The organism is Austwickia sp. TVS 96-490-7B (genome assembly GCF_019331795.1).
In the GTDB taxonomy this organism is placed as follows: Bacteria; Actinomycetota; Actinomycetes; order Actinomycetales; family Dermatophilaceae; genus Austwickia.
Genome location: NZ_JAHPZL010000006.1, coordinates 18684 through 38334 on the forward strand (window position 1 = coordinate 18684; position 19651 = coordinate 38334).

General features: G+C 64.4%; 18 protein-coding genes and 2 pseudogenes. 9 read left to right on the forward strand and 11 right to left on the reverse strand.

The annotated features are described in order from the left end of the window. Both KEM60_RS07930 and KEM60_RS07935 read right to left on the reverse strand, forming a co-directional pair. Positions 1-201, reverse strand: a pseudogene (locus KEM60_RS07930) (hypothetical protein); the annotation flags it as partial. A 677-nt stretch (positions 202-878) separates the two neighbouring features. Then, positions 879-1781, reverse strand: coding sequence for a sigma-70 family RNA polymerase sigma factor (locus tag KEM60_RS07935; RefSeq protein WP_219107003.1), 903 nt, complete (start codon positions 1779-1781; stop codon positions 879-881). Positions 1782-2213: 432 nt separating this feature from the next. Here KEM60_RS07935 and KEM60_RS07940 point away from each other — a divergent pair, with 432 nt between their 5' ends. The 3 genes from KEM60_RS07940 to csrA all read left to right on the forward strand — a co-directional run bounded on the left by KEM60_RS07940 (position 2214) and on the right by csrA (position 3738). Continuing rightward, positions 2214-2732 (forward strand): flagellar protein FlgN, encoded by a 519-nt coding sequence (locus KEM60_RS07940; RefSeq protein WP_255574386.1) that lies wholly within the window; start codon positions 2214-2216, stop codon positions 2730-2732. Positions 2733-2907: 175 nt separating this feature from the next. Continuing rightward, the gene (locus tag KEM60_RS07945) at positions 2908-3306 is read left to right on the forward strand and encodes a flagellar assembly protein FliW (protein WP_219107004.1); all 399 of its coding nucleotides are present in this window, start codon (positions 2908-2910) and stop codon (positions 3304-3306) included. 57 nt (positions 3307-3363) lie between these two features. Then, positions 3364-3738: a carbon storage regulator CsrA gene (gene csrA, locus KEM60_RS07950; RefSeq protein ID WP_219107005.1), complete on the forward strand. Its 375-nt coding sequence runs from the start codon at positions 3364-3366 to the stop codon at positions 3736-3738. A 6-nt stretch (positions 3739-3744) separates the two neighbouring features. Here csrA and KEM60_RS07955 read toward each other — a convergent pair whose 3' ends face one another. Beyond that, positions 3745-3957, reverse strand: a complete 213-nt coding sequence (locus KEM60_RS07955; RefSeq protein WP_219107006.1) for a BldC family transcriptional regulator — start codon at positions 3955-3957, stop codon at positions 3745-3747. Positions 3958-4292: 335 nt separating this feature from the next. On the opposite strand from KEM60_RS07955, the gene KEM60_RS07960 reads away from it, so the two are divergent. Next, positions 4293-4487, forward strand: coding sequence for a DUF3073 domain-containing protein (locus KEM60_RS07960; protein WP_219107007.1), 195 nt, complete (start codon positions 4293-4295; stop codon positions 4485-4487). Positions 4488-4672: 185 nt separating this feature from the next. Here the strand turns inward: KEM60_RS07960 and purM are convergent, their stop codons facing one another. From purM to KEM60_RS07980, 4 genes are read right to left on the reverse strand one after another with little or no spacing between them, the layout of a single operon-like run. Beyond that, positions 4673-5803, reverse strand: a complete 1131-nt coding sequence (gene purM / locus KEM60_RS07965; protein ID WP_219107008.1) for a phosphoribosylformylglycinamidine cyclo-ligase — start codon at positions 5801-5803, stop codon at positions 4673-4675. Continuing rightward, positions 5800-7317, reverse strand: coding sequence for an amidophosphoribosyltransferase (gene purF / locus KEM60_RS07970; protein ID WP_219107009.1), 1518 nt, complete (start codon positions 7315-7317; stop codon positions 5800-5802). Before purF ends, purM begins: the two co-directional genes overlap by 4 nt. 45 nt (positions 7318-7362) lie before the next feature. Beyond that, the gene (locus KEM60_RS07975) at positions 7363-7662 is read right to left on the reverse strand and encodes a hypothetical protein (RefSeq protein ID WP_219107010.1); all 300 of its coding nucleotides are present in this window, start codon (positions 7660-7662) and stop codon (positions 7363-7365) included. A 10-nt stretch (positions 7663-7672) separates the two neighbouring features. After that, entirely contained in the window at positions 7673-8065 is a 393-nt protein-coding gene (locus KEM60_RS07980; RefSeq protein WP_219107011.1) for a sterol carrier family protein, read from the reverse strand. 69 nt (positions 8066-8134) lie between these two features. Here KEM60_RS07980 and KEM60_RS07985 point away from each other — a divergent pair, with 69 nt between their 5' ends. Together KEM60_RS07985 and KEM60_RS07990 are read left to right on the forward strand one after the other, a co-directional pair. Further along, on the forward strand, positions 8135-9181 hold the full coding sequence (locus tag KEM60_RS07985) for a zinc-dependent alcohol dehydrogenase family protein (RefSeq protein WP_219107012.1): 1047 nt from the start codon (positions 8135-8137) through the stop codon (positions 9179-9181). Next, positions 9178-11595, forward strand: a complete 2418-nt coding sequence (locus KEM60_RS07990) for a molybdopterin-dependent oxidoreductase (protein ID WP_255574387.1) — start codon at positions 9178-9180, stop codon at positions 11593-11595. Before KEM60_RS07985 ends, KEM60_RS07990 begins: the two co-directional genes overlap by 4 nt. 119 nt (positions 11596-11714) lie before the next feature. Here KEM60_RS07990 and KEM60_RS07995 read toward each other — a convergent pair whose 3' ends face one another. Then, positions 11715-13262 (reverse strand): peptide MFS transporter, encoded by a 1548-nt coding sequence (locus tag KEM60_RS07995; protein ID WP_219107013.1) that lies wholly within the window; start codon positions 13260-13262, stop codon positions 11715-11717. Positions 13263-13405: 143 nt separating this feature from the next. On the opposite strand from KEM60_RS07995, the gene KEM60_RS08000 reads away from it, so the two are divergent. The 3 genes from KEM60_RS08000 (at position 13406) to KEM60_RS08010 (ending at position 15996) form a co-directional block, all read left to right on the forward strand. Further along, positions 13406-14233: a spermidine synthase gene (locus KEM60_RS08000; protein ID WP_219107014.1), complete on the forward strand. Its 828-nt coding sequence runs from the start codon at positions 13406-13408 to the stop codon at positions 14231-14233. Positions 14234-14764: 531 nt separating this feature from the next. Beyond that, the gene (locus KEM60_RS08005) at positions 14765-15373 is read left to right on the forward strand and encodes a helix-turn-helix domain-containing protein (RefSeq protein WP_219107015.1); all 609 of its coding nucleotides are present in this window, start codon (positions 14765-14767) and stop codon (positions 15371-15373) included. An 89-nt stretch (positions 15374-15462) separates the two neighbouring features. Continuing rightward, positions 15463-15996 carry an RES family NAD+ phosphorylase gene (locus KEM60_RS08010; RefSeq protein ID WP_219107016.1) on the forward strand — a complete coding sequence of 178 codons (534 nt, stop codon included), beginning with the start codon at positions 15463-15465 and terminating at the stop codon, positions 15994-15996. A 49-nt stretch (positions 15997-16045) separates the two neighbouring features. Here the strand turns inward: KEM60_RS08010 and purL are convergent, their stop codons facing one another. The 3 genes and pseudogenes from purL to purS all read right to left on the reverse strand — a co-directional run. Beyond that, on the reverse strand, positions 16046-18343 hold the full coding sequence (gene purL / locus KEM60_RS08015; protein ID WP_219107042.1) for a phosphoribosylformylglycinamidine synthase subunit PurL: 2298 nt from the start codon (positions 18341-18343) through the stop codon (positions 16046-16048). Positions 18344-18399: 56 nt separating this feature from the next. Further along, positions 18400-19071, reverse strand: a complete 672-nt coding sequence (purQ, locus tag KEM60_RS08020) for a phosphoribosylformylglycinamidine synthase subunit PurQ (protein WP_219107017.1) — start codon at positions 19069-19071, stop codon at positions 18400-18402. A gap of 182 nt (positions 19072-19253) precedes the next feature. Further along, positions 19254-19499: pseudogene (purS, locus tag KEM60_RS16540) on the reverse strand (phosphoribosylformylglycinamidine synthase subunit PurS); the annotation flags it as partial. Positions 19500-19651 lie beyond the last annotated feature (152 nt).

Below are 19651 nucleotides of genomic sequence, written 5' to 3' on the forward strand. Positions count from 1 at the left end.
CGCATCAAAACTCCGCGCCGCCATCGCCAACGCAGCCATCCCAGCAGACACCAGATCATCCGTATACACATGACCCGGCAGACGCGACGAAATCGCCCGAACCTCGAAGTGCACCAACGGCAGGTGCTCTCGACACAACTCCTCGACATCCACTGTGGCGGTGGTGTCGTTGCCCTGGGGGAATTCAACTGAAGCGGTCACAAGAAAAAGGTAAGAAGAGGGTAAAGGGTCTCCCAAGGCATGTCCATCATTTGAGAAATTGCTGATCAGCGACTTGTTCTTTACCAACACTATACCTTTTTGGACATTCGCTTAGATGCATGGAACAGCCTCAGAACATACTTGCGCAATAGCCTGACCACATGCTTTGGCGTTCACTGAACAGTCGATCGTCATAACAAGTCGTACGACTGTTCGTAAATTCAATACCAAGCATTTACCACTCGCATTTCACTAGTGAACAGCATGATCTTGTGATCACAGTGGCGCGGCGCGCTTGACCACCCCTACGACATACGAGAGCCTCCCGGGGCGGGACCGTAGCCCGCGCGCCTCCGGGAGGCTCTCACGCAGCCAGCCGGGGAGGACTGACCGGACAGCGTCCGCAACGGACGCCTCTTTTCCGTGAACCCCGGAGTCGCTGGGGAGGCGACTCCGGTCTTACCGTGAGGCGGCGTACCGCCTCTGGCTCGGATCGGTGGGGGCCGATCCTTTGCCGGCCGGGCTGGCCTAGGGAGGGCTTGCCCGGCGTTGCGACCAGTGGGGGGCTGGTCGCTGACCGATGCGATGGGGGATCGCATCGGCAGCTCACAACAACTACACCACTCTTTTCATCGACCGTCCAGGTCGATGGTTAAGTCCTTTCCGGTCGCGGATCATCATCCGCGCGCACCCACCACTGGGGTACGTCGCCCGTGCCCCTGGCCTTCGCTAGGTCGCTCGGTGAGTCGGTCCTTGTACGTCGAGCGAGCCGCGATCTGCGCGTAATACGCCGCCTTACGCCGCGCCACCGCACCACCAGCATTCACCGGCACCTCCACCAACGCCGGATCCAACTGCGCATTCATCCCCTCACGCAACAACTTCAACGCCTCAGCACGCATCTGCGAAATCCGCGACTCCGTCACACCCAACTCCACCGCCAACTCCCGCATCGGCCGATCCTCAAAGAAACACCCCCGAATCACCACCTGCAACCGCTCCGGCAACACCTCCACCGCATCCCGCAAATACGCCTGACGCTCCCGCGCCACCAACGCCGCCTCCGGCGTCTCCGCCGTCGACGGCAACACCGAATCCGCACCCACCGTGTCCGTAATCACATCCAAACGCAACACCACACTGCTATGCAGATCAGCATCCAAACGCTCCAACTCACCCACCTCAATACCCATCGCCCCAGCAATCTCCACACCACTAGGACGACGACCCAACCGCGCCGCCAACTCATCATGCACCGCATCCCGACGACGCACCTTCGACCGCAACGACCGCGTCGCCCAATCCGCAGAACGCAACTCATCCAACAACGCCCCACGAATACGACGCACCGCATACCGACCAAACGGCACACCCAACGACGCATCAAAACTCCGCGCCGCCATCGCCAACGCAGCCATCCCAGCAGACACCAGATCATCCGTATACACATGACCCGGCAGACGCGACGAAATCGCCCGAACCTCGAAGTGCACCAACGGCAGGTGAGCCCGGCACAGTTCGTCGATGACCGGCGCGGTCTGCGAGCCGGAGTTGCCTCCGGTAGAGCTCGAACGCGTCACATCTGACATGGAGCCAACCCCCTGAATCAGGCCGTCGTGGCCATGTGCTTTGGCAGTGAGAGAAGAACACTTACTAGCCCTGCTGACTGCCACCACTTTACCTTCCCTTTACCTTCTTGGACGAGTGCTTAGATACATACAAAAGCGCTCATCAGAGTTTTTTCACCCCGCGAGAACGGGCCCCTCCGCACACCCGCCCTTCACCTCAGTACCGCCATAAGAAAGCTTCCGCAAAAAGCAGTGCAGACTGCTGAAAAGTCTGCGGGCACAACGACGTACGACGATGTGCATCTCGCGGTGAATGTCTTTTTTCAGCGCTGACTCTCACGCTGATCGGTCTGGACCGACGCTCTGGCGCGAACGGCACCGTCCCGGAGCTCAGCTCCTGGGCTCCTCGGCCGATCAAACCACCGTGACGGAGAGGAGTTCCGCGTGACAGATCCCACGCAGACCGAGCGCGCGTCCATGGCACTGTCCGATCTTTCGACCGGACTGTGGCGCATCCAGGACCTCCTGGAGACGCTGCTCTACAAACTCGAGGTCCAGAGCCTGGTGATTGAATCCGGCCGCTCACGGTGGCTGGGGCGATCCACTGCGGAGATCGAGGCCGTCGTCGAGAATCTGCGCGAGACCGAACTTCTGCGTGCCGTTGACGCCGCCCCGGTCTGCGAGCTCCTCGGGTTGCCCATGGACACCCCGCTCAGTCAGATTGCCGCAGCGTCACCTTCTCCCTGGGACCAGGTGCTTGAAGAGCATCGCACCGCGCTGTCCGCAGCAACCCAGGAACTCTCCCTGATCTCCCGGAGCAATGGCGAAATGCTGGAGATCAGCTATCGGGCCGTTCAAGACACCTTGGAACGGTTCAACCACGCCCCCGAAGGGGCCACCTACACCGCTCGTGGCTCCCGGGAAACGGGCAGAGCACACCACCTGATTGACCACATCGGTTGACCGGGCACATTCCCGGCCACCGATATCCCACAGACACGGATGGACCCACCGACCACCGGGTCGGTACCGGCCCTCATGGACGAAATCGCCGGTCTCTTCGAGAAGACACGACACGTCCCGGTCCTCACCGGGCACGCAGCCGGTGAAACCCGGCCCTCACCGAAGGACGATCGACATGACCATGACCGCTGAACGCACTTCGATCACCCTGCAGATTCCCGCCGGAATGGTGGGCTTCCCCGAGGTGACCGAGTACTCGCTGTCAGAGATCGAACACGGCGTCTACGAAATGCTCAGCGTGGATGATCCACAGTTCGGTTTCGTCGTGATCCAGCCGGAACCGTACTTCCCCGACTACGACCCGATGATCGACCGCACCACAGCGGATCGGCTCTCCCTGAACACCGCAGATGACGCTGTTCTTCTTCTGGTCGTCAACATCGGGCTCGATGGGGAACCACCGGTCGCCAACCTGCTCGCTCCGGTGATCGTGAATAAGTCCACGCACACCGCGACACAGGTAGTGCTTGCCGACCAGGAGTGGCCGCTTCGTGGGACCATTCCCCTCGGCTGACCTACGTTTTCAGCTCCCGCGCCACGCGCGGTATCCCCTCACACAAAGGAGCACACGGTGCTCGTCCTCAGCCGCAGACCGCAGCAATCGCTGTTGATCGGCAATGATGTCGTCGTAACCGTCCTTGAGGTGAACGGCGACACCGTCAGAATCGGCATCACAGCACCACCAGAAGTCGATATTCACCGCGAAGAGGTGTATCTCGACTTGAAGAAGTCGAATGCTGAATCCGCTGCCGCTCCCGGGTCTGCTGCGGCCCTCTCCCGCCGAATGCGTGGCCGGGACCGCAACGCCGGGAGCGAAGCAGCGGGCCAGGACAGCGACGCTGCAGAGCCTGGTGGCCACCGGAGCGGCCCGGTGCCCACCCCGCCGCCCCGTCCGTGTGCACCGACACCCACGCCCGCGCAGCCCGTGCCAGGGCCCGTGAGGTGAGTCGGATCAGGTCTGAGGGGGGTATCCGCCCGATCCAGAGAGCAGTGCGTACACCTCGTCTGCGCGATACCTGCGATGACCACCCAACGTCCGCAGCGAGGTCAATTTCCCCGACACGGCCCATCGGGTGACCGTTTTGGGGTCGACCCGAAACAGGGCCGCCACCTCTGCTGGGGTGAGCAACTCTGCTCGTGAGTGCGACGATTCTGTGGTCGACATGGACGATGACCCCTTACGCATGTTGGCTCAGCGCAGTTCGTTGCCGTTGATGCTAGTGGAGCAAACCCCCGACATGCGGTGGGACACCTGATCAATTCCGGCGTAGGACAAGGGTGGAGGCGACAGGTGCTAGCTGAAGCATCGTAGGATGAGGGTCCTCGGGGCGCGTTCACGGCGTCCTCTTCGGGGTTGTCGGCACCCCAGCAGTTCCGACGACTCGCTGACACCATGTACGGTAGACAGCACGACAGATGAAACTTCCCGGACGCCGCTCCGTGCTGACCCTCAGGGCCTGCGCGATGCGCCGCCGGCAGACGCGTGAGGGGGTCGACGCCATGGGGCGCGGCCGTGCAAAGGCCAAGCAGACGAAGGTCGCTCGGGAGTTGAAGTATTACAGCCCCGACACCGACTTGACCGCGCTTGAGCGCGAGCTCCACGGAGCTCAGAGCAAGGACGTCGATCGGAACCCTCACGTCGACAGCGACGAGGGGTACGACGACTACGAATCGTGGAGTCGTCGGGGTCGTTAAGACCCTGCGTCACCAACACTGCACGTCCGGGGAAGACCCACCAGGTCAACCCCGGACGCTGTATGTGCGGATCCTGGTCAGGGTGCGCCCACCCAGGTCGGTCCGGTCGTGAACGACTCGATCGAGCTGTCACGGCGGCCTTTTCGGGCAGACGGTACCGCTAGATGACTGGATGAGCCGCCCGGTCACCCCGCTGAGGGGTGAACCCCGACCATCTGGACCGCGCCGCCGTCGACGCCTTTGGCTCCTCGGACTACGTCCTGCGCTGGGTCGGGCTGGGCCATGTCCCACGACGCGACCTCGCCGAGCACCCACGCAGAGAGACCGACGCGCTGGGCAACCCGCAATGTGTCGGTGACGCTGTCTGCAGACACCACCGCCACAAAGCCCACTCCCTGGTTGAGGGTGCGTTCAATGTCGTCCTGAGGGACCCGCCCCAGCTGTTGGAGGACCTGGAAGACCGCAGGCGGTGTCCACGTGGAGCGGTCCACCCGGGCCCAAACCCCCGCCGGGAGCACCCGCGCTAGGTTTGCTGCCAATCCCCCACCAGTCACATGCGACAACGCATGCACCTGCACTTCCGGCGCGCGGATCACCGACAGCAGCGGAGCGGCGTACACCTGAGTGGGGGTAAGTAATTCTTCACCAAGAGTGCGACCAAACTCCGGGACATGCCGTCCCAGGTCCCAGCCAGCGGCCTCCACGACTCGGCGTACCAACGAATATCCGTTGCTGTGCAGCCCCGAGCTGGCGATCCCCACGACCACGTCACCGGCGTGGACTCGCGCGGGGCCGAGCAGGTCGGCATACTCGACCACCCCGGTGACGGCACCAGCCAGGTCGTACTCGTCCTCCCCCAGCAAACCCGGATGCTCCGCGGTCTCCCCACCGACCAGCGCGCACCCCGCCTCCCGACACGCTGCAGCGATCCCCGACACGATCGCCGCGATCCGTTCTGGGACGACCTTGCCGCAGGCGATGTAATCCGTCATGAACAGCGGCTCGGCGCCACTGACCACGATGTCATCGACGACCATTCCAACCAGGTCGAACCCAATCGTGTCGTGGCGGCCCATGGCCTGTGCCAGCGCGACCTTCGTGCCCACCCCGTCCGTGGATGTCGCCAGGACGGGACGCTGCATCCCCGTCAACGCTGACGCGTCAAACATCCCGGCAAACCCCCCGAGGCCACCGAGGACCTCCGGACGCCCTGCCGCAGCCACATGAGCTTTCATCAACGCCACGGCCCGGTCACCGGCCTCTACATCGACCCCAGCCGAGGCATAGGTGATCGGTGCGTCCTGCGGTTGGTTCACGAAGAGACCCCTTGTCCGAGAAAAGCTGTCACATCATGGCCCACCGGCCCACCCGCACAGGGCAGGACGTTCGCGTCGAGCTGCCCATCCCGCAGGACCAACGGGTAGCTGCCGGTGAAACACGCCTGGCATAGGGAGTCATCGGGCTGCTCGGTGGCAGCGACCATGCCCTCCCTACTGATGTACCCCAATGAATCAGCGCCCAAGGTGCGCCGTACCCCCTCCACGTCCAACCCGGTGGCGACCAGCTCCTCACGGGAGGCGAAGTCGATGCCGAAGAAACACGGCCAACGCACCGGCGGCGAGGAGATCCGCACATGCACCTCAGCGGCCCCGGCATCACGCAACATCTGCACCAATGCCTGCTGAGTGTTGCCCCGCACGATTGAGTCATCGACCACGACCAGTCGTCGCCCGCGGATCACCTCACGCAACGGGTTCAATTTCAACCGGATCCCCATCTGGCGGATCCGTTGGCTTGGGGAGATAAACGTGCGACCGACGTACGCATTTTTGACGAGCCCTAATCCGAATGGGATTCCGGACTCTTCCGCATACCCGATGGCCGACGGGATTCCCGAATCCGGAGTCGGCATCACCATGTCTGCTTCCACCGGGTGTTCTCGAGCTAAGGTGCGCCCCATCTGCACCCGAGCTTCGTAGATTCCTTTCCCGCGGATCGTGGTGTCCGGCCGGGCCAGGTAGACATATTCGAAGACGCATCCCGCCGGGGATGGCTCCGCGAAACGTCGACTGTGCACGCCGTGATCATCGATCATCACCAATTCGCCCGGCTCGATCTCCCGGATTTGCTGTGCCCCGACGATGTCTAGGGCCGCCGTCTCTGAGGCCACCACCCATCCTCGGTCCAGCTGACCGAGCACCAATGGCCGGAACCCGTGGGGATCACGCGCGGCAAACAATCGGTGCTCATCCATGAAAACCACGCAGAAGGCACCGTCAATGTGCGGCAGCACGGCGCTGGCCCGGTCAAAAAGGCACTCTCCGGGTCCGTCAACCAAGAGCGCCGTCATGATGGCCGTATCGGAGGTCGCTCCGCGGCGCAGCTCAGCGTGTCCGTCAGTGCCCCGCTCCCCCGCTTCGACCAAACCACGCAGGTGAGCCGCGTTAGTCAGGTTTCCGTTGTGGGCGAGCGCGATGGTCCCCAGGTCGCTGTCTGACAGGGTGGGTTGGGCGTTTTCCCAGATGGAGGAGCCTGTCGTGGAATATCGCACGTGGCCGACGGCCAGGTGTCCGACGAGCGGGCTTAAGGCCTGTTCGTCGAATACTTGACTGACCAGGCCCATGTCTTTATACACCAGCACTCGTTGGCCGTCAGCCGCGGCGATTCCCGCGGATTCCTGGCCTCGATGTTGCAGGGCGTACAGCCCGTAGTAGGTCAATTTGGCGACTTCTTCCCCGGGCGCATACACGCCGAAGACGCCGCACGCGTCGCGCGGCCCCTTGTCACCGGGCAGAAGATCGTGATTCAGCCGTCCGTCACCGCGTGGCACGAGGTCAGTCTGGCACAGTGCTGACAACGCTGAGGCAGGTCCCCATCAACCGCGTGTGAACATCCGGTCGAGCACTGCTGCGATGGTGGCGCCTAAGGCCGCGCCGAGCGTTGCCCCCAGTACGGCGAAGAAGGCCAAGGTCACGGAGGGTGAATAGGCTGCGCGGCAGCTGTTGACTGCGTCGTGTGGGCATCGTGCGTCCGGACCGAGGATGTCGATGAGGATTCCAGCCACCATTCCTAGGACGACGCCGGTGGCGACGAACGCGGAGATGCGCGGCACTCGACGTATCCGCACGGGGACGGTTTCTGGCTGGGTGCTGTCTTGCTTCGACGCCTCTGACACGCCGGTCAGCCTACGTCGCATCCGCCTCGCGCACGTGGGGGAAGACGAGGGGGATCACGGTAGAGAGGTCGGCGCGTGTCCCGCTGGCTCGCACGGTCCCTGAGTTCACTGCTGCCGCCCAGGACAGGTGTCCGCTCACCAACGCTAACCAGGTCGCGGCGTCGGTTTCCACCACGTTGGGTGGGGTGCCTCGGGTGTGGATTGGCCCGTCCACGCAGTGGACCACGCCGTACGGCGGGATGCGCACTTCCACGGTGCGCCCTGGTGAGCGGGTCCCCAACTCTTCGAGGGTGTATCGCACGGCGGTGGCGGTGGTGGTGCGGTCGGCGCGGGTGGGGTCGGCGAGATATGTCGCGATGGCTTGGTGGCCGAGAGCGGGGTCGATACGTCGACGCGGTGGCATGCCCCCATGGTGCCTGTCGGTGGTGGGGTGGGCCGTGGCCGAGGGGTGCTCCGGTGCGAGGATGGGTGTATGAAAGCGACCATCCTGCACGCTCCTCGCGATATTCGTCTCGACGACGTGGCGGACCCTCAGGTCCTCGCTCCCACCGATGCGGTGGTGCGGGTGGTAGCGGCCTGTGTGTGTGGTTCGGATTTGTGGAATTACCGGGGTGTCAACGAGGTCACGTCGCCGCGAGCGATCGGTCATGAACTGGTCGGGGTGGTGACGGACATCGGTGCTGAGGTGCGTAGTTTGCGGGTGGGTGATTTTGTGATCAGCCCCTTTACGATCAGCGATAACACCTGCCCGCACTGTCAGGTGGGGATGCAGAGCGCCTGCGAGAACATCTCATATTTCGGGACCACTGACCGGCAGGGACGCCCGTTGGGGGCGGCGCAAGCCGAATATGCGCGGATTCCCTTCGCGGACGGGACGTTGGTGTCATTGCGGGACATGCCCGACGACGATCTGGTGCCGAGTTTGTTGACCTTGGCGGATGTGATGGGCACCGGATGGCATGCGGCGTTGAGTGCTGGGGTGCGAGAAGGGGACACGGTATGCGTCGTCGGGGACGGAGCGGTGGGTTTGCTCGGCGTGTTGGCGGCTCACCTGATGGGAGCGGAACGCATCATCGCGATGTCACGTCATGCTGATCGGCAAGCGTTGGCGCGCCAGTTCGGAGCGACCGACATCGTTGCCGAGCGGGGCGAGGACGGGGCTGCTCGGGTCCTCGACCTGACGGGTGGGGTGGGCGCGGATGCCACGTTGGAATGCGTGGGCACGAAAGCTTCTTTGGATCAGGCGATGGCGTGCGCACGCCCGGGGTCGACAGTCGGTTTTGTCGGGGTGCCGCACGGGGTGCAGCCGCCGGTGGAGTTGATGTTCCGCAAAAACATTGGCTTGGCTGGGGGGATGGCTCCAGTGCGGCAATATCTGCCTGAGCTGCGCGACCGAGTCCTCGCCGGGGGCATCAACCCTGGTGCCGTGTTTGACCTGCATCTGCCATTGGATCAAGTCGCGGAAGGCTACGCAGCCATGGACGAGCGTCGCGCCGTGAAGACCCTGCTTCGGCCGTGACCGGACGCCCCGACCCCACCGTGGCCACACCCGACGTCCCGGAATATCACCAGGCCAGCCATTGGGGCACCTACACGGTCGCCAGCGACGGTCAGGACATCACTGCGGTCACCCCGTGGGCCGGCGACCAGGATCCGTCGCCGCTGCTGCGCAACCTCCCCGGGTCGGTGACACACCGCAGCCGAATCGACGGGCCAGCAGTACGACGCGGCTGGTGGGAAGACGGCCCCGGCCCCAGCGCCGACCGAGGCACCGGCCGCGGCAAAGGCAGCTACCTGCGAGTCAGTTGGGACGATCTGCTGGACCGACTCGCCGATGAATTCCGCCGCGTCATCGACACCCACGGCAACCACGCCATCTACGGCAGCAGCTACGGATGGGGATCCGCTGGTCGATTCCATCACGCGCAAAGCCAAATCCACCGTTTCTTACACACCCTCGGCGGCGCCACCCGCAGCGTCAACACCTACTCCACCGGCGCCCTGGAAGTCTTCCTCCCCCAGATCGTCTGCCCAGAAACCGACGTCAGCCGCGGCTCCACCCCGTGGTCCCAGATCGTCGAACACACCGACGTATGGCTCGCCCTCGGCGGGACCCCAGCCAAAAACACCGGCACCAACGATGGCGGCACCGGCGACCACCCCACCCGTGGCGCGTTGACCGCCTACCTCAACCGGGGCGGCACCCTCATCGGCGTCAGCCCCCTGCGCGCCGACCTGCCCGACCACCCCGACGGCGGCGTGACCTGGATCGCGCCCCGCCCCGGCTCAGACACCGCTTTCCTGCTCGCCCTCTGCCACACCCTGCTCGTCAACGGCCACGCCGACCACGAATTTTTGAGCAGCTACACCGTCGGCCACAACCACCTCAACGACTACCTACGAGGCCACACCGACGGCATCGTCAAAGACGCCGCCTGGGCTGCGCAGCTCTGCCACATCCCCACCGAACAAATCACCCGCACCGCCCACCAACTCACCACCGGACGCGCCCTGATCACCGCGACCTGGTCCCTGCAACGCCAACAACACGGCGAAATGGCGATCTGGGCCGTCGTGGCGCTCGCCGCGTACCTCGGCCAGATCGGCCTACCCGGTGGCGGATTCGGATTTGGCTACGGCTCCATGAACGAACCTGGCCTGACCCAAACCCCCTTCGGGCTACCCTCCCTGCCCCAAGGCCCCAACCCGGTCACCACCCGCGTCCCCGTCGCTGCGCTCTCCGACATGCTGCTCCGCCCCGGCGCCACCATCCCCTACGCCACCGGCACCATCACCTACCCCGACATCCGGCTTGTCCACTGGGCGGGCGGCAACCCCTTCCACCACCACCAAAACCTCAACCGGCTCCGCCGCGCCCTGGCCCGCCCCGACACCGTCATCGTCCACGACCCCTACTGGACCGCCATGGCCCGCCACGCCGACATCGTCATCCCCTCCACCACCGCCGCCGAACGCGACGACTTCACCGGCAGCCGCAACGGCGCCCTCCTCGTCGCCATGCACGCCGCCACCGCCCGCCACGCCGACAGCCGCGACGACTACGACACCTTCACCGCGCTCGCCGACCGTCTCGGGATCGGGGCAGCCTTCACTGAGGGGCGCACCAGCCAGGAATGGATCCGATACCTCTACGAAGAATGGCGGCACCGCGTCACCACAGATTCAGCCGCCCGTGACCTGCGCTGGCCGGACGGGCCACCACCGTCGTACGACGAGTTCCGGGCCCGCGGGGTGCTGCGCCTGCCGACCGTGCCAGCCAGGACGATGCTGACCGACTGGCGTGCCGACCCCACCGGTCATCCCCTGTCCACCCCGAGCGGCAAAATCCAGCTGACCCTGCCCCGCGATGGCGTCCTGACGCTTCCGGACCGCCCCCATCAACCCACCTGGTCGGCGCCAGCGGAGTGGGACGAAGAGACCAGCCACCCGTTGCATCTCATCGCCAACCAACCGCGCACCCGACTACACAGTCAACTGGACCACGGGCCACTCAGCCAGGCCAGCAAAATCGCCGGCCGGGAACCGATCCACATTCACCCCGTCGACGCCGCTGCCCGCGGTATCAGTGACGGGGACCTGGTCCGGGTGTTCAACCATCGGGGGCACTGCCTCGCGGGTGCGGTCCTCGACGACACACTCCGTCCCGCCGTCGTCAACCTGTCGACGGGCGCGTGGTATGACCCTGCCGCCCCGACCCCCGTACCGGTGGGTGACGACTCATCGACGTACGACCCGCTGGCCCCAGCCAACCTCGACGTCCACGGCAACCCCAACGTCCTCACCAGCGACCGGCGTACCTCCTCCATCGCCCAAGCCACCACCGGACAATGGGTGATGGTGCAGGTCGAACGCTACGACCCGGCTCGATGGGGGCCAGCCCGCCCGGTCCGTGCCCACGACCCGGCCTGCTGACCCACCCGCATCAGCACCTGGGGTGCGAGGAGCACCCGCCGATCAGGCCACGCACACCACCCGGACAGCATTCGGCCCAGGAATCCCTTGCGGGTCCCCGGGCCGAATCCACGTCACAATCAGTGACCGCTCTGAGCGACCTGCTTGTCATGCCCTGAGCGCTGCGCCTCTTCAACGTCCATCATCTTGCTGCGCACCCACGGCACCATCGCAAACAATGCCACCGCGACCACCGCCGTGATCACCCCGTTGATCAGGTAATACTGACTGTCCGGGAGATCCTTCGTCATCGTGATCAGCTGCGCCGACAATGCCTGCCCAGCCGCCGAGGACAAGAACCACAACGCCATCGCCTGGCTGGCAAATGCCGCTGGCGCCAACAGCGTCGTCGCCGACAGACCCACCGGTGACAGACACAACTCACCAACGGTCTGCAATACGAAACACGCCATCAGCAAGATCACCGGGGAACGATGCGCCGCATCAAACGTCGAAAACATCCAGGACAGCATGAACGCCGACACACCAATCAAGGTGACACCAGTCGCGAACTTCATCGGCAATGACGGGAACCGTCCAGCGCGCCGCTGCCACAACATGGCAAACACCGGCGCCAACACGATGATCGCCAGCGGGTTCACCGACTGGAACCACTCGGCGTAGAAGCTCATCCCCAAGAACGAATCCGAGGTGCGTTCTTCAGCGAAGGTCGCCATCTTGCCCGACGCCTGCTCGAAGATCATCCAGAACAGTACGGCGCCCACCCAGAGCGGGACGTACGCCCACAGGTGCGACTTCTCAGTGGTCGTGACCCGGGGGCTGCGGAACATCATCACGAAATAAGCAATGGGAGCGCCGAAGGCAAAGACCGACACTGCGTCAACGAACCGGGCCACGCCCTCCCCATCGCCACGCCATGCCGCCGCCACAAAGAACACCGCAGCAAACAGTGCGATCGCCGCCACAGTCCACAGCGCCACTTTGCGTCCTTCACCTGGCTGCAACGGGTTGGGCACCTGAGACCCAGCGCCACGCAACCGGCCGGCATGCAGGACAAAGAGCACCACCGCGATGGCCATCCCGAAGGCTGCCACCGAGAAACCAGCGTGGAAGCCCCACCGGGAACGGATCGGCGCGATCACCAACGGGGAGAAGAAAGCACCAATGTTCACCGACATGTAGAAGAGCGAGAAACCGCCGTCCCGACGCGGGTCGCCTCGGTCGTACAGGCCACCGACCATCGTGGAAATATTCGGCTTCAGCAGACCCGTCCCGATCGCCACCAAGGCGATACCGACCCACGACATCACTGCCGCAGGAACGGCCAGGCTGATGTGACCACACATGATCACGATGCCGCCGTACAAGGTCGCCCGCCAGGCCCCCATCACGCGGTCAGCCAGGAAACCCCCGACCACACCGAGCAGGTAGACCGACGAACCATAGATGGCCACGACAGCCTGAGCGGTGGGTTTTTCCATTCCCAAGCCGCCGTCGACGATCGCGAAATACAGGTAGTAAGCCAGGATGGCGCGCATCCCGTAGTAGGAGAACCGTTCCCACAACTCGACGAAGAAGAGCGTGGACAGACCGGACGGCTGCCCGAAAAATCCACGATCGGCGAGTGAGCCCAGCTCCGATCTGGTGTCAGTGGTGGCATTCGCCATGAGGGGTGCCTCTCTTGTGCAGGCCGCAACACGACAACGGGCGGCTAAGGCACCTTACGCCGTACCAGGACTCGGAGAACAGCAATTCCGTTAACCTACGGACCGATCTCAGTGACGATCTGTCAACGTTGTACGGTGTCCTGATGCCTGATTCGACACCTGACGAGGACAATCTCGGGCAGATCGTCCACTCACCCGACGGTGTCACGGTGTGGCGCGACGGCCGCCACCAATCCTTCGTCGACCCCGACGATCCGACTCACTTGGCCTTCGAATACATCGCGCAGATGGGTCTCGCTGTAGACACGATGCTCCCCCCAGGGCGGATCACCGCGACCCACATTGGTGGCGCCGGGCTGACTCTCCCCCGGTACGTCGAACACACCAGACCAGGCTCACCACAAATCGTCCTCGAACCCGATCAGCAGCTCACCGACCAGGTCCGCCGTACCCTTCCGCTGCCTCGGGGGCATCGCATCCGCGTCCGCGCTCAGACCGGTCAGGTCGGCGTGCCGCTTCTCGCCGACAACAGCGCCGACCTCATCGTCCTCGACGCGTATGACGGCGGCCGAGTCCCCGCCGACCTTGGCACCGTCGATTTCTTCGGTCATCTCGCTCGAGTCCTGCGACCCGCCGGGGTGCTCGTCGCAAATATCGCTGACGAGCCTGCCCGCCGCTACCTAGGACGGGTGACCGCGGGGGCCTGCGCTGCCGGATTGCCTCACCTGGCAATCATCGCCACTCACGACGTCCTCAAAGGTCGCCGGTTCGGCAACACCGTCCTGGTCGCCAGCGCCAGCCCGTACGACGTGGACGACCTACGACGCGCCATCACTCGCTGCCCCCACCCCTCCGGGGTGCGTGCTGGAGCTGACCTGGACCGGTGGGTACGGGGCGCTCGTCCGTTCACCACTGAGGATGCCGAGCCTTCTCCTGAGCCACCGGCCACCGGGACCTGGCGCACCCGCTGACACCACTGCGGCGTGGAGCGTCGTGGGAGGCCATGGTGCCTGCCGAAGCTCCTGGGAGTCATGTCGTTGCTATTGTCACAGTGACGAGCGTCGCGTCATTGAGGGTGGCGGCGGATGTCACCGGATAGCGTTGACGTCAACCATCTGCATTGGGTTGACCGCTATGTTCGGAAGTGGCACAGCCACGAGAATCTGAGACCGACCTCAGTGATCAGGTGACCCGGAAGATAGCACGCATACAGTGATACCAGGAATCATCATCCTCACCGCTATTACTATCTTCGCCGCCCGGAGAAGCGGCGAAGCTGCGTGAAGGCCGCCTAGAACGGCTCGCACAACCGGCGAGAATCGCGGGTGCACGGTGAGACAGGAGAGATGGACGGCCATCAGCAGCTGTGGATCAGTCAATGCTGACGACTCACCAGTCGTCAGAGCGCGCATCATGGACAGCATCTGATCGCGATCAACCAGGTACCGCCATGAACGCAACATCCGTAGCACGCATGCGCCTTGTTGATCTACCGTGGTCACATGACTGTTGACACCGTTGCCACTGCGCTACGTCAGATCGGGTCGCCGTTGACGGAGACAGACCTGGTTGCAGCCATCTTGGCTCCCAGCCTGTCACGTCAAGCTGGCGTTGCAATCGTTTCCCAGAGCGACCAGGAAGCATTCGTCACCGCTTCTGGACTCCCCCTCACAAGCCAGAGGTGGATACGAGAACAGCTCAGCGACCGCGTCGGCCTGCTGCGAATCAGACAGAGCCTGGAGCTATCCCCCGTCATCAGTACCGCCGAATCTGCATTGACTTCCCCTCAGGTGCAAGAGTTGTTGGGCTTAAGCCGTTCGGGACTATCACGCAGAGTCTCCGAACAGCGGATCTACGCCATTAAGGATGGTCGACAACGTCTCTTCCCCCGCTGGCAGTTCCACCGCGGTCCCGATGGTCAGATGGAAGTCCTTCCTGGTCTGGATGTAGTTCTCAAAGCCGAAGCTGATCAGGTACATCCACAGAGCTTTGAAGCGCTGGTCACCACCACCCAGGATGAACTGGATGGTCGTACACCAGTGCAATGGCTGGCTGGTGGCGGCGACCCCACACCAGTAGCAGCCTTGGTTATTGGGCTCAGCACGTGGTGAACCACCCGAAGGTGCCTCGTCGTCCCGGCAGTTCCTTGACGGCCTCACCAGGGGATGTCATTCAGTGGACAGAGCCTTTGATCCGAGTCATGCGCACGCAGGGTCGACATGTGACGGCCTGGGACGAATTTCGCCATCACGGACCCCTAGCCGGAATGCGGTGGGAACCCCATCCAGCCGGTCCGATCAGTCACCATCCCCGCCACGGCGTGAGCTACCAGGGCGTGGACATCGCCACCTGCCTCGCCGAAGTGTTTCAAACAACACGATGCATCGACACCCATACTGGAAAACCACAGATAATCATGTGGACCCCCACTCGACCAGTGCCATTGCTGGATGTGACCGGGACGTGGCCAATTCGGCAGGGAGCTTCTGCCGCCTTGATGAGCGCACCACGGCCAGTGTGTACCGCTTGGGCGCAAGCCATCCACCACGATCTGCCCCAGGTCGAAGGGATCATGACCAGATCTACCATGACCGGAAATGCAGTAGTCGTGCTCTTCACTGCTGCTGCCTCAGCCTTTCCTGCGGCACCGGATCATGTTGTCTCCCTGAGCAGTGACATCGGTGTGCTCTTGGCTCACGCAGCGGCCGTGGAGCTGGGGTATGCCCTGCTGTAGGTATCGGATCATCCGATCCGAGCTCTGAGGCAGGGCATACCCCACGCTGTTACTCGCCTAACGCGGCTGGGATGGTCCGGCGGTGCGCTGCTGACAGTTCAGCCACCGACACCTCACCCACCCCAGCTACCGCAACATGCTCGCCACCGGTGCGCCCCACCGAGACACAGGGCACCCCGTGCTCAGCGGCGAGTGCGTGGACGTCGTCGAGGTGCGTTGCGTGGACGGCGATCAGGCAGCGCGCGGTGGATTCGGCGTACAGGGCGGTGAAGGTGTCGATGGTGTCGCGGTGTTGGAGGGCGGTCAGGTCGAGGTGGGCGCCGATCCCGTGGGCGATGGCGGCTTCGGTGACGGCGATGGCTAGTCCGCCGTCGGACAGGTCGTGGGCTGCGGCAAGCAGTCCGCGGTGTGCGCCGTCGATGAGGACATTGGCGAGGGCTCGTTCGGCGGCCAAGTCGACGGTGGGTGGGTGGCCGCCGAGGTGGTGGTGGACGACGTCGGCCCAGGTGGAGCCGCCGAATTCGTCGCGGGTGACGCCGAGGAGCAGGAGGTGCAGGTCGGGGTCGGTCCAGGACGAGGGGGTACGGCGGGTGACGTTGTCGATGACGCCGAGGACGCCGACGACGGGGGTGGGGTGGATGGCGACGTCGCCGGTCTGGTTGTAGAAGGACACGTTGCCGCCGGTGACGGGGATGCCGAGGTCGCGGCATCCTTCGGCGAGTCCTTGGATGGTTTGTGCGAATTGCCACATGACGGCGGGATCTTCGGGGGATCCGAAGTTGAGGCAGTCGGTGACGGCCAGGGGGCGGGCGCCGGTGGTGGCGACGTTGCGGTAAGCCTCAGCGAGAGCGGCTTGGGCGCCGACGTACGGGTCGAGTCGGCAGTAGCGGCTGTTGCCGTCGGTGGACAGGGCGACGCCGCGTCCGGTGGTCTCGTCGACGCGGATGACCCCGGCGTCGTGGGGGGTGGCTAGGGTTGTGTTGCCCATGACGTAGCGGTCGTATTGGTCGGTGATCCAGCGTGTGTCGGCGAGGTTGGGGGCGGCGATGAGGGTGCGCAGGGTGTCGATGATCTCGCCAGCGGTGACAGGTCGGGGCAGGTCGCGGGGAGTGTTGGCTTGCAGCGCGTCTTGGTCGGCGGGGCGGGCCAGGGGACGCTGATAGACGGGGCCGTCGTGGGCGACGGATCGGGGTGGGACGTCGACGATGATCTCGCCGTGGGAGAACACCCGGAGACGATCACCAGGGACGACTTCACCGCAGACGGTCGCTTCGACGTCCCATCGTGCGCAGATCGCTAGGAACTCCGCCAGCTTCGCCGGTTCGACGACGGCCATCATTCGTTCCTGGGATTCGCTCATGAGGATTTCCTCAGGGGCGAGGGTGGGGTCGCGCAGCGGGACGTCGTCGAGCCAGACGTCCATGCCGCCGTCACCGGCACCGGCGAGTTCAGACCAGGCGCAAGACAGTCCGGCGGCGCCGAGGTCTTGGATGCCGTCGACGACGCCAGCGGCGTACAAGTCGAGGCAGCATTCGATGAGGATTTTTTCCATGAACGGGTCGCCGACTTGCACGCTAGGGCGTTTGGTCGGTCCGTCAGCGTCGAAGGTCGCGCTGGCCAGCACTGAGGCGCCACCGATCCCGTCGCCGCCGGTGCGGGCACCGAAGAGGACGACTTTGTTGCCGACGCCGGAGGCGTGTGCGGTGTGGATGTCTTCGATCCGCATCGCCCCAACGCACAGCGCGTTGACCAGCGGGTTGCCTTGATAGCAGGGGTCAAAGACGACTTCGCCACCGATATTTGGCAGGCCCAGACAGTTGCCGTACCCGCCGATGCCGGCGACGACACCCGGCAGGACCCGGTGGGTGTCGGGGTGGTCGAGGGCGCCGAATCGCAGCGGATCCATCACCGCGATGGGGCGGGCGCCCATCGCCATGATGTCCCGGACGATGCCACCGATACCGGTCGCGGCGCCTTGGTAAGGCTCGACGTACGACGGATGGTTATGTGATTCGACTTTGAAAGTGACCGCCCACCCATCGCCAATGTCGACAACACCGGCGTTTTCCCCGATCCCGACGAGCATCGCAGCGCGCATCTCGTCGGTGAGGTTGTCAGCGAAGTGATGGAAGTGGGTTTTGGAGGACTTGTAAGAGCAGTGTTCGGACCACATCACGGAATACATGGCCAGTTCACCGCCGGTGGGGCGGCGGCCCAGGATCTCCCGAATCCGCGCGTATTCCTCGTCGTTCAGGCCGAGCTCACGGTAAGGCAGAGGATGGTCGGGGGTGGCTCGGGCACGATCCACGGTGTCGAGGACGGCGTCACGAGCGGTTGGTGCGGCGATGACATCGGCGTCAAGGCCAGGTCGACGGTGCTGGTCAGTTGGTGTCTCAGACACGATCAGGCCCCCACGAGGTGATGCAGGACGGATGTGAAGAAGGGGCGCCCGTCGAGTCCGGGGCCGAAGCCTTCCTCGACGCAGTGCTCCGGGTGCGGCATCAAGCCGACGACGTTGCCGCGGTCATTGCAGATCCCAGCGATGTCGGCGTACGAGCCATTGGGGTTGTCCCCGACGTAGCGGAAGACCACCCGGCCTTCTCCTTCGATCTCTTCGATGGTGCGGGCGTCAGCGACGAAGCACCCTTCACCGTTTTTCAGCACGATGGTGATCTCTTGCCCGTCGGTGAAGTCACCCGTCCACGCCGTGTGAGTGTTGTCGACGCGCAACCGCTGGTCACGACACACGAAGCGCCGACCAGCGTTGCGGGACAGCGCACCCGGCAGCAGATGCGACTCGCACAGCACTTGGAAGCCGTTGCAGATCCCCAACACGGGAAGGCCACCCCGGGCAGCATCAACCAGGGGGGTCATCACCGGGGCGAACCTGGCGATCGCGCCGCAACGCAGGTAGTCGCCGTAACTGAACCCACCAGGCAAGATCACCGCGTCCACGCCGTGCAGGTCAGCGTCAGCGTGCCACAACGACACCGGTTCGGCACCAGCAAGACGCACCGCACGAGACGCATCCCGGTCATCGAGGGTCCCAGGGAAGGTGACCACACCGATACGCATCAGTCGTCATCCCCGGTGTGGACGGCACCGCCGAGGCCGTGCAACCGGTCCGTGTCGACGGGGGTCCGTCGACCGCGCTCCCGGCCCGGGTTGGAGCCCGCCGGGATCGGCCCGATCGCTCCCCAACTCTCGGGGTTGTCCTCGTCATCCCAGTCGTAGCCCCCCTGTCGTGCGCTGTCGTGGGCAGCGTCCCGGACAGAGACGACGTCCTCCATCACGGGGTTGGACAACAAGGTGCGGGCGGCTTCTTCCGCAGCGGCGAGCACCTCCGGGGTGACCTCACCGTCCACGTCCAATGTGAAACGTTTGCCTTGGCGTACCGAGGTGAACTGGGTGAAGCCCAGTCGCGGTAGCGCACCGGCCACTGCGTGGCCTTGCGGGTCGAGGATCTCCGGTTTGAGCATGACGTCGACGACGACAGTTCCCATGGTGAGGTGGCTCCTGTACGGCGGGTTCGGGGGCCTCGCGCGCTGCAGTGCGCGCACACGAACAGCCCAGGACAACGAGGCACCGTCCGGGCCGTTCGCCGACAACGTCTCCACCCTAGCGGGATGCACCTAGCCACCGGCGAGACGGTCTC

What these genes read in the sequence shown, in the direction of transcription:
- KEM60_RS07945 (WP_219107004.1), top strand. Translation starts at nt 2,908, where the DNA reads ATGACCATGACCGCTGAACGCACTTCGATCACCCTGCAGATTCCCGCC.
- KEM60_RS07955 (WP_219107006.1), bottom strand. Translation starts at nt 3,957, where the DNA reads ATGTCGACCACAGAATCGTCGCACTCACGAGCAGAGTTGCTCACCCCA.
- KEM60_RS07960 (WP_219107007.1), top strand. Translation starts at nt 4,293, where the DNA reads ATGGGGCGCGGCCGTGCAAAGGCCAAGCAGACGAAGGTCGCTCGGGAG.
- KEM60_RS07980 (WP_219107011.1), bottom strand. Translation starts at nt 8,065, where the DNA reads ATGCCACCGCGTCGACGTATCGACCCCGCTCTCGGCCACCAAGCCATC.
- KEM60_RS07985 (WP_219107012.1), top strand. Translation starts at nt 8,135, where the DNA reads ATGAAAGCGACCATCCTGCACGCTCCTCGCGATATTCGTCTCGACGAC.
- KEM60_RS07995 (WP_219107013.1), bottom strand. Translation starts at nt 13,262, where the DNA reads ATGGCGAATGCCACCACTGACACCAGATCGGAGCTGGGCTCACTCGCC.
- KEM60_RS08000 (WP_219107014.1), top strand. Translation starts at nt 13,406, where the DNA reads ATGCCTGATTCGACACCTGACGAGGACAATCTCGGGCAGATCGTCCAC.
- KEM60_RS08005 (WP_219107015.1), top strand. Translation starts at nt 14,765, where the DNA reads ATGACTGTTGACACCGTTGCCACTGCGCTACGTCAGATCGGGTCGCCG.
- KEM60_RS08010 (WP_219107016.1), top strand. Translation starts at nt 15,463, where the DNA reads ATGCGCACGCAGGGTCGACATGTGACGGCCTGGGACGAATTTCGCCAT.
- purQ (WP_219107017.1), bottom strand. Translation starts at nt 19,071, where the DNA reads ATGCGTATCGGTGTGGTCACCTTCCCTGGGACCCTCGATGACCGGGAT.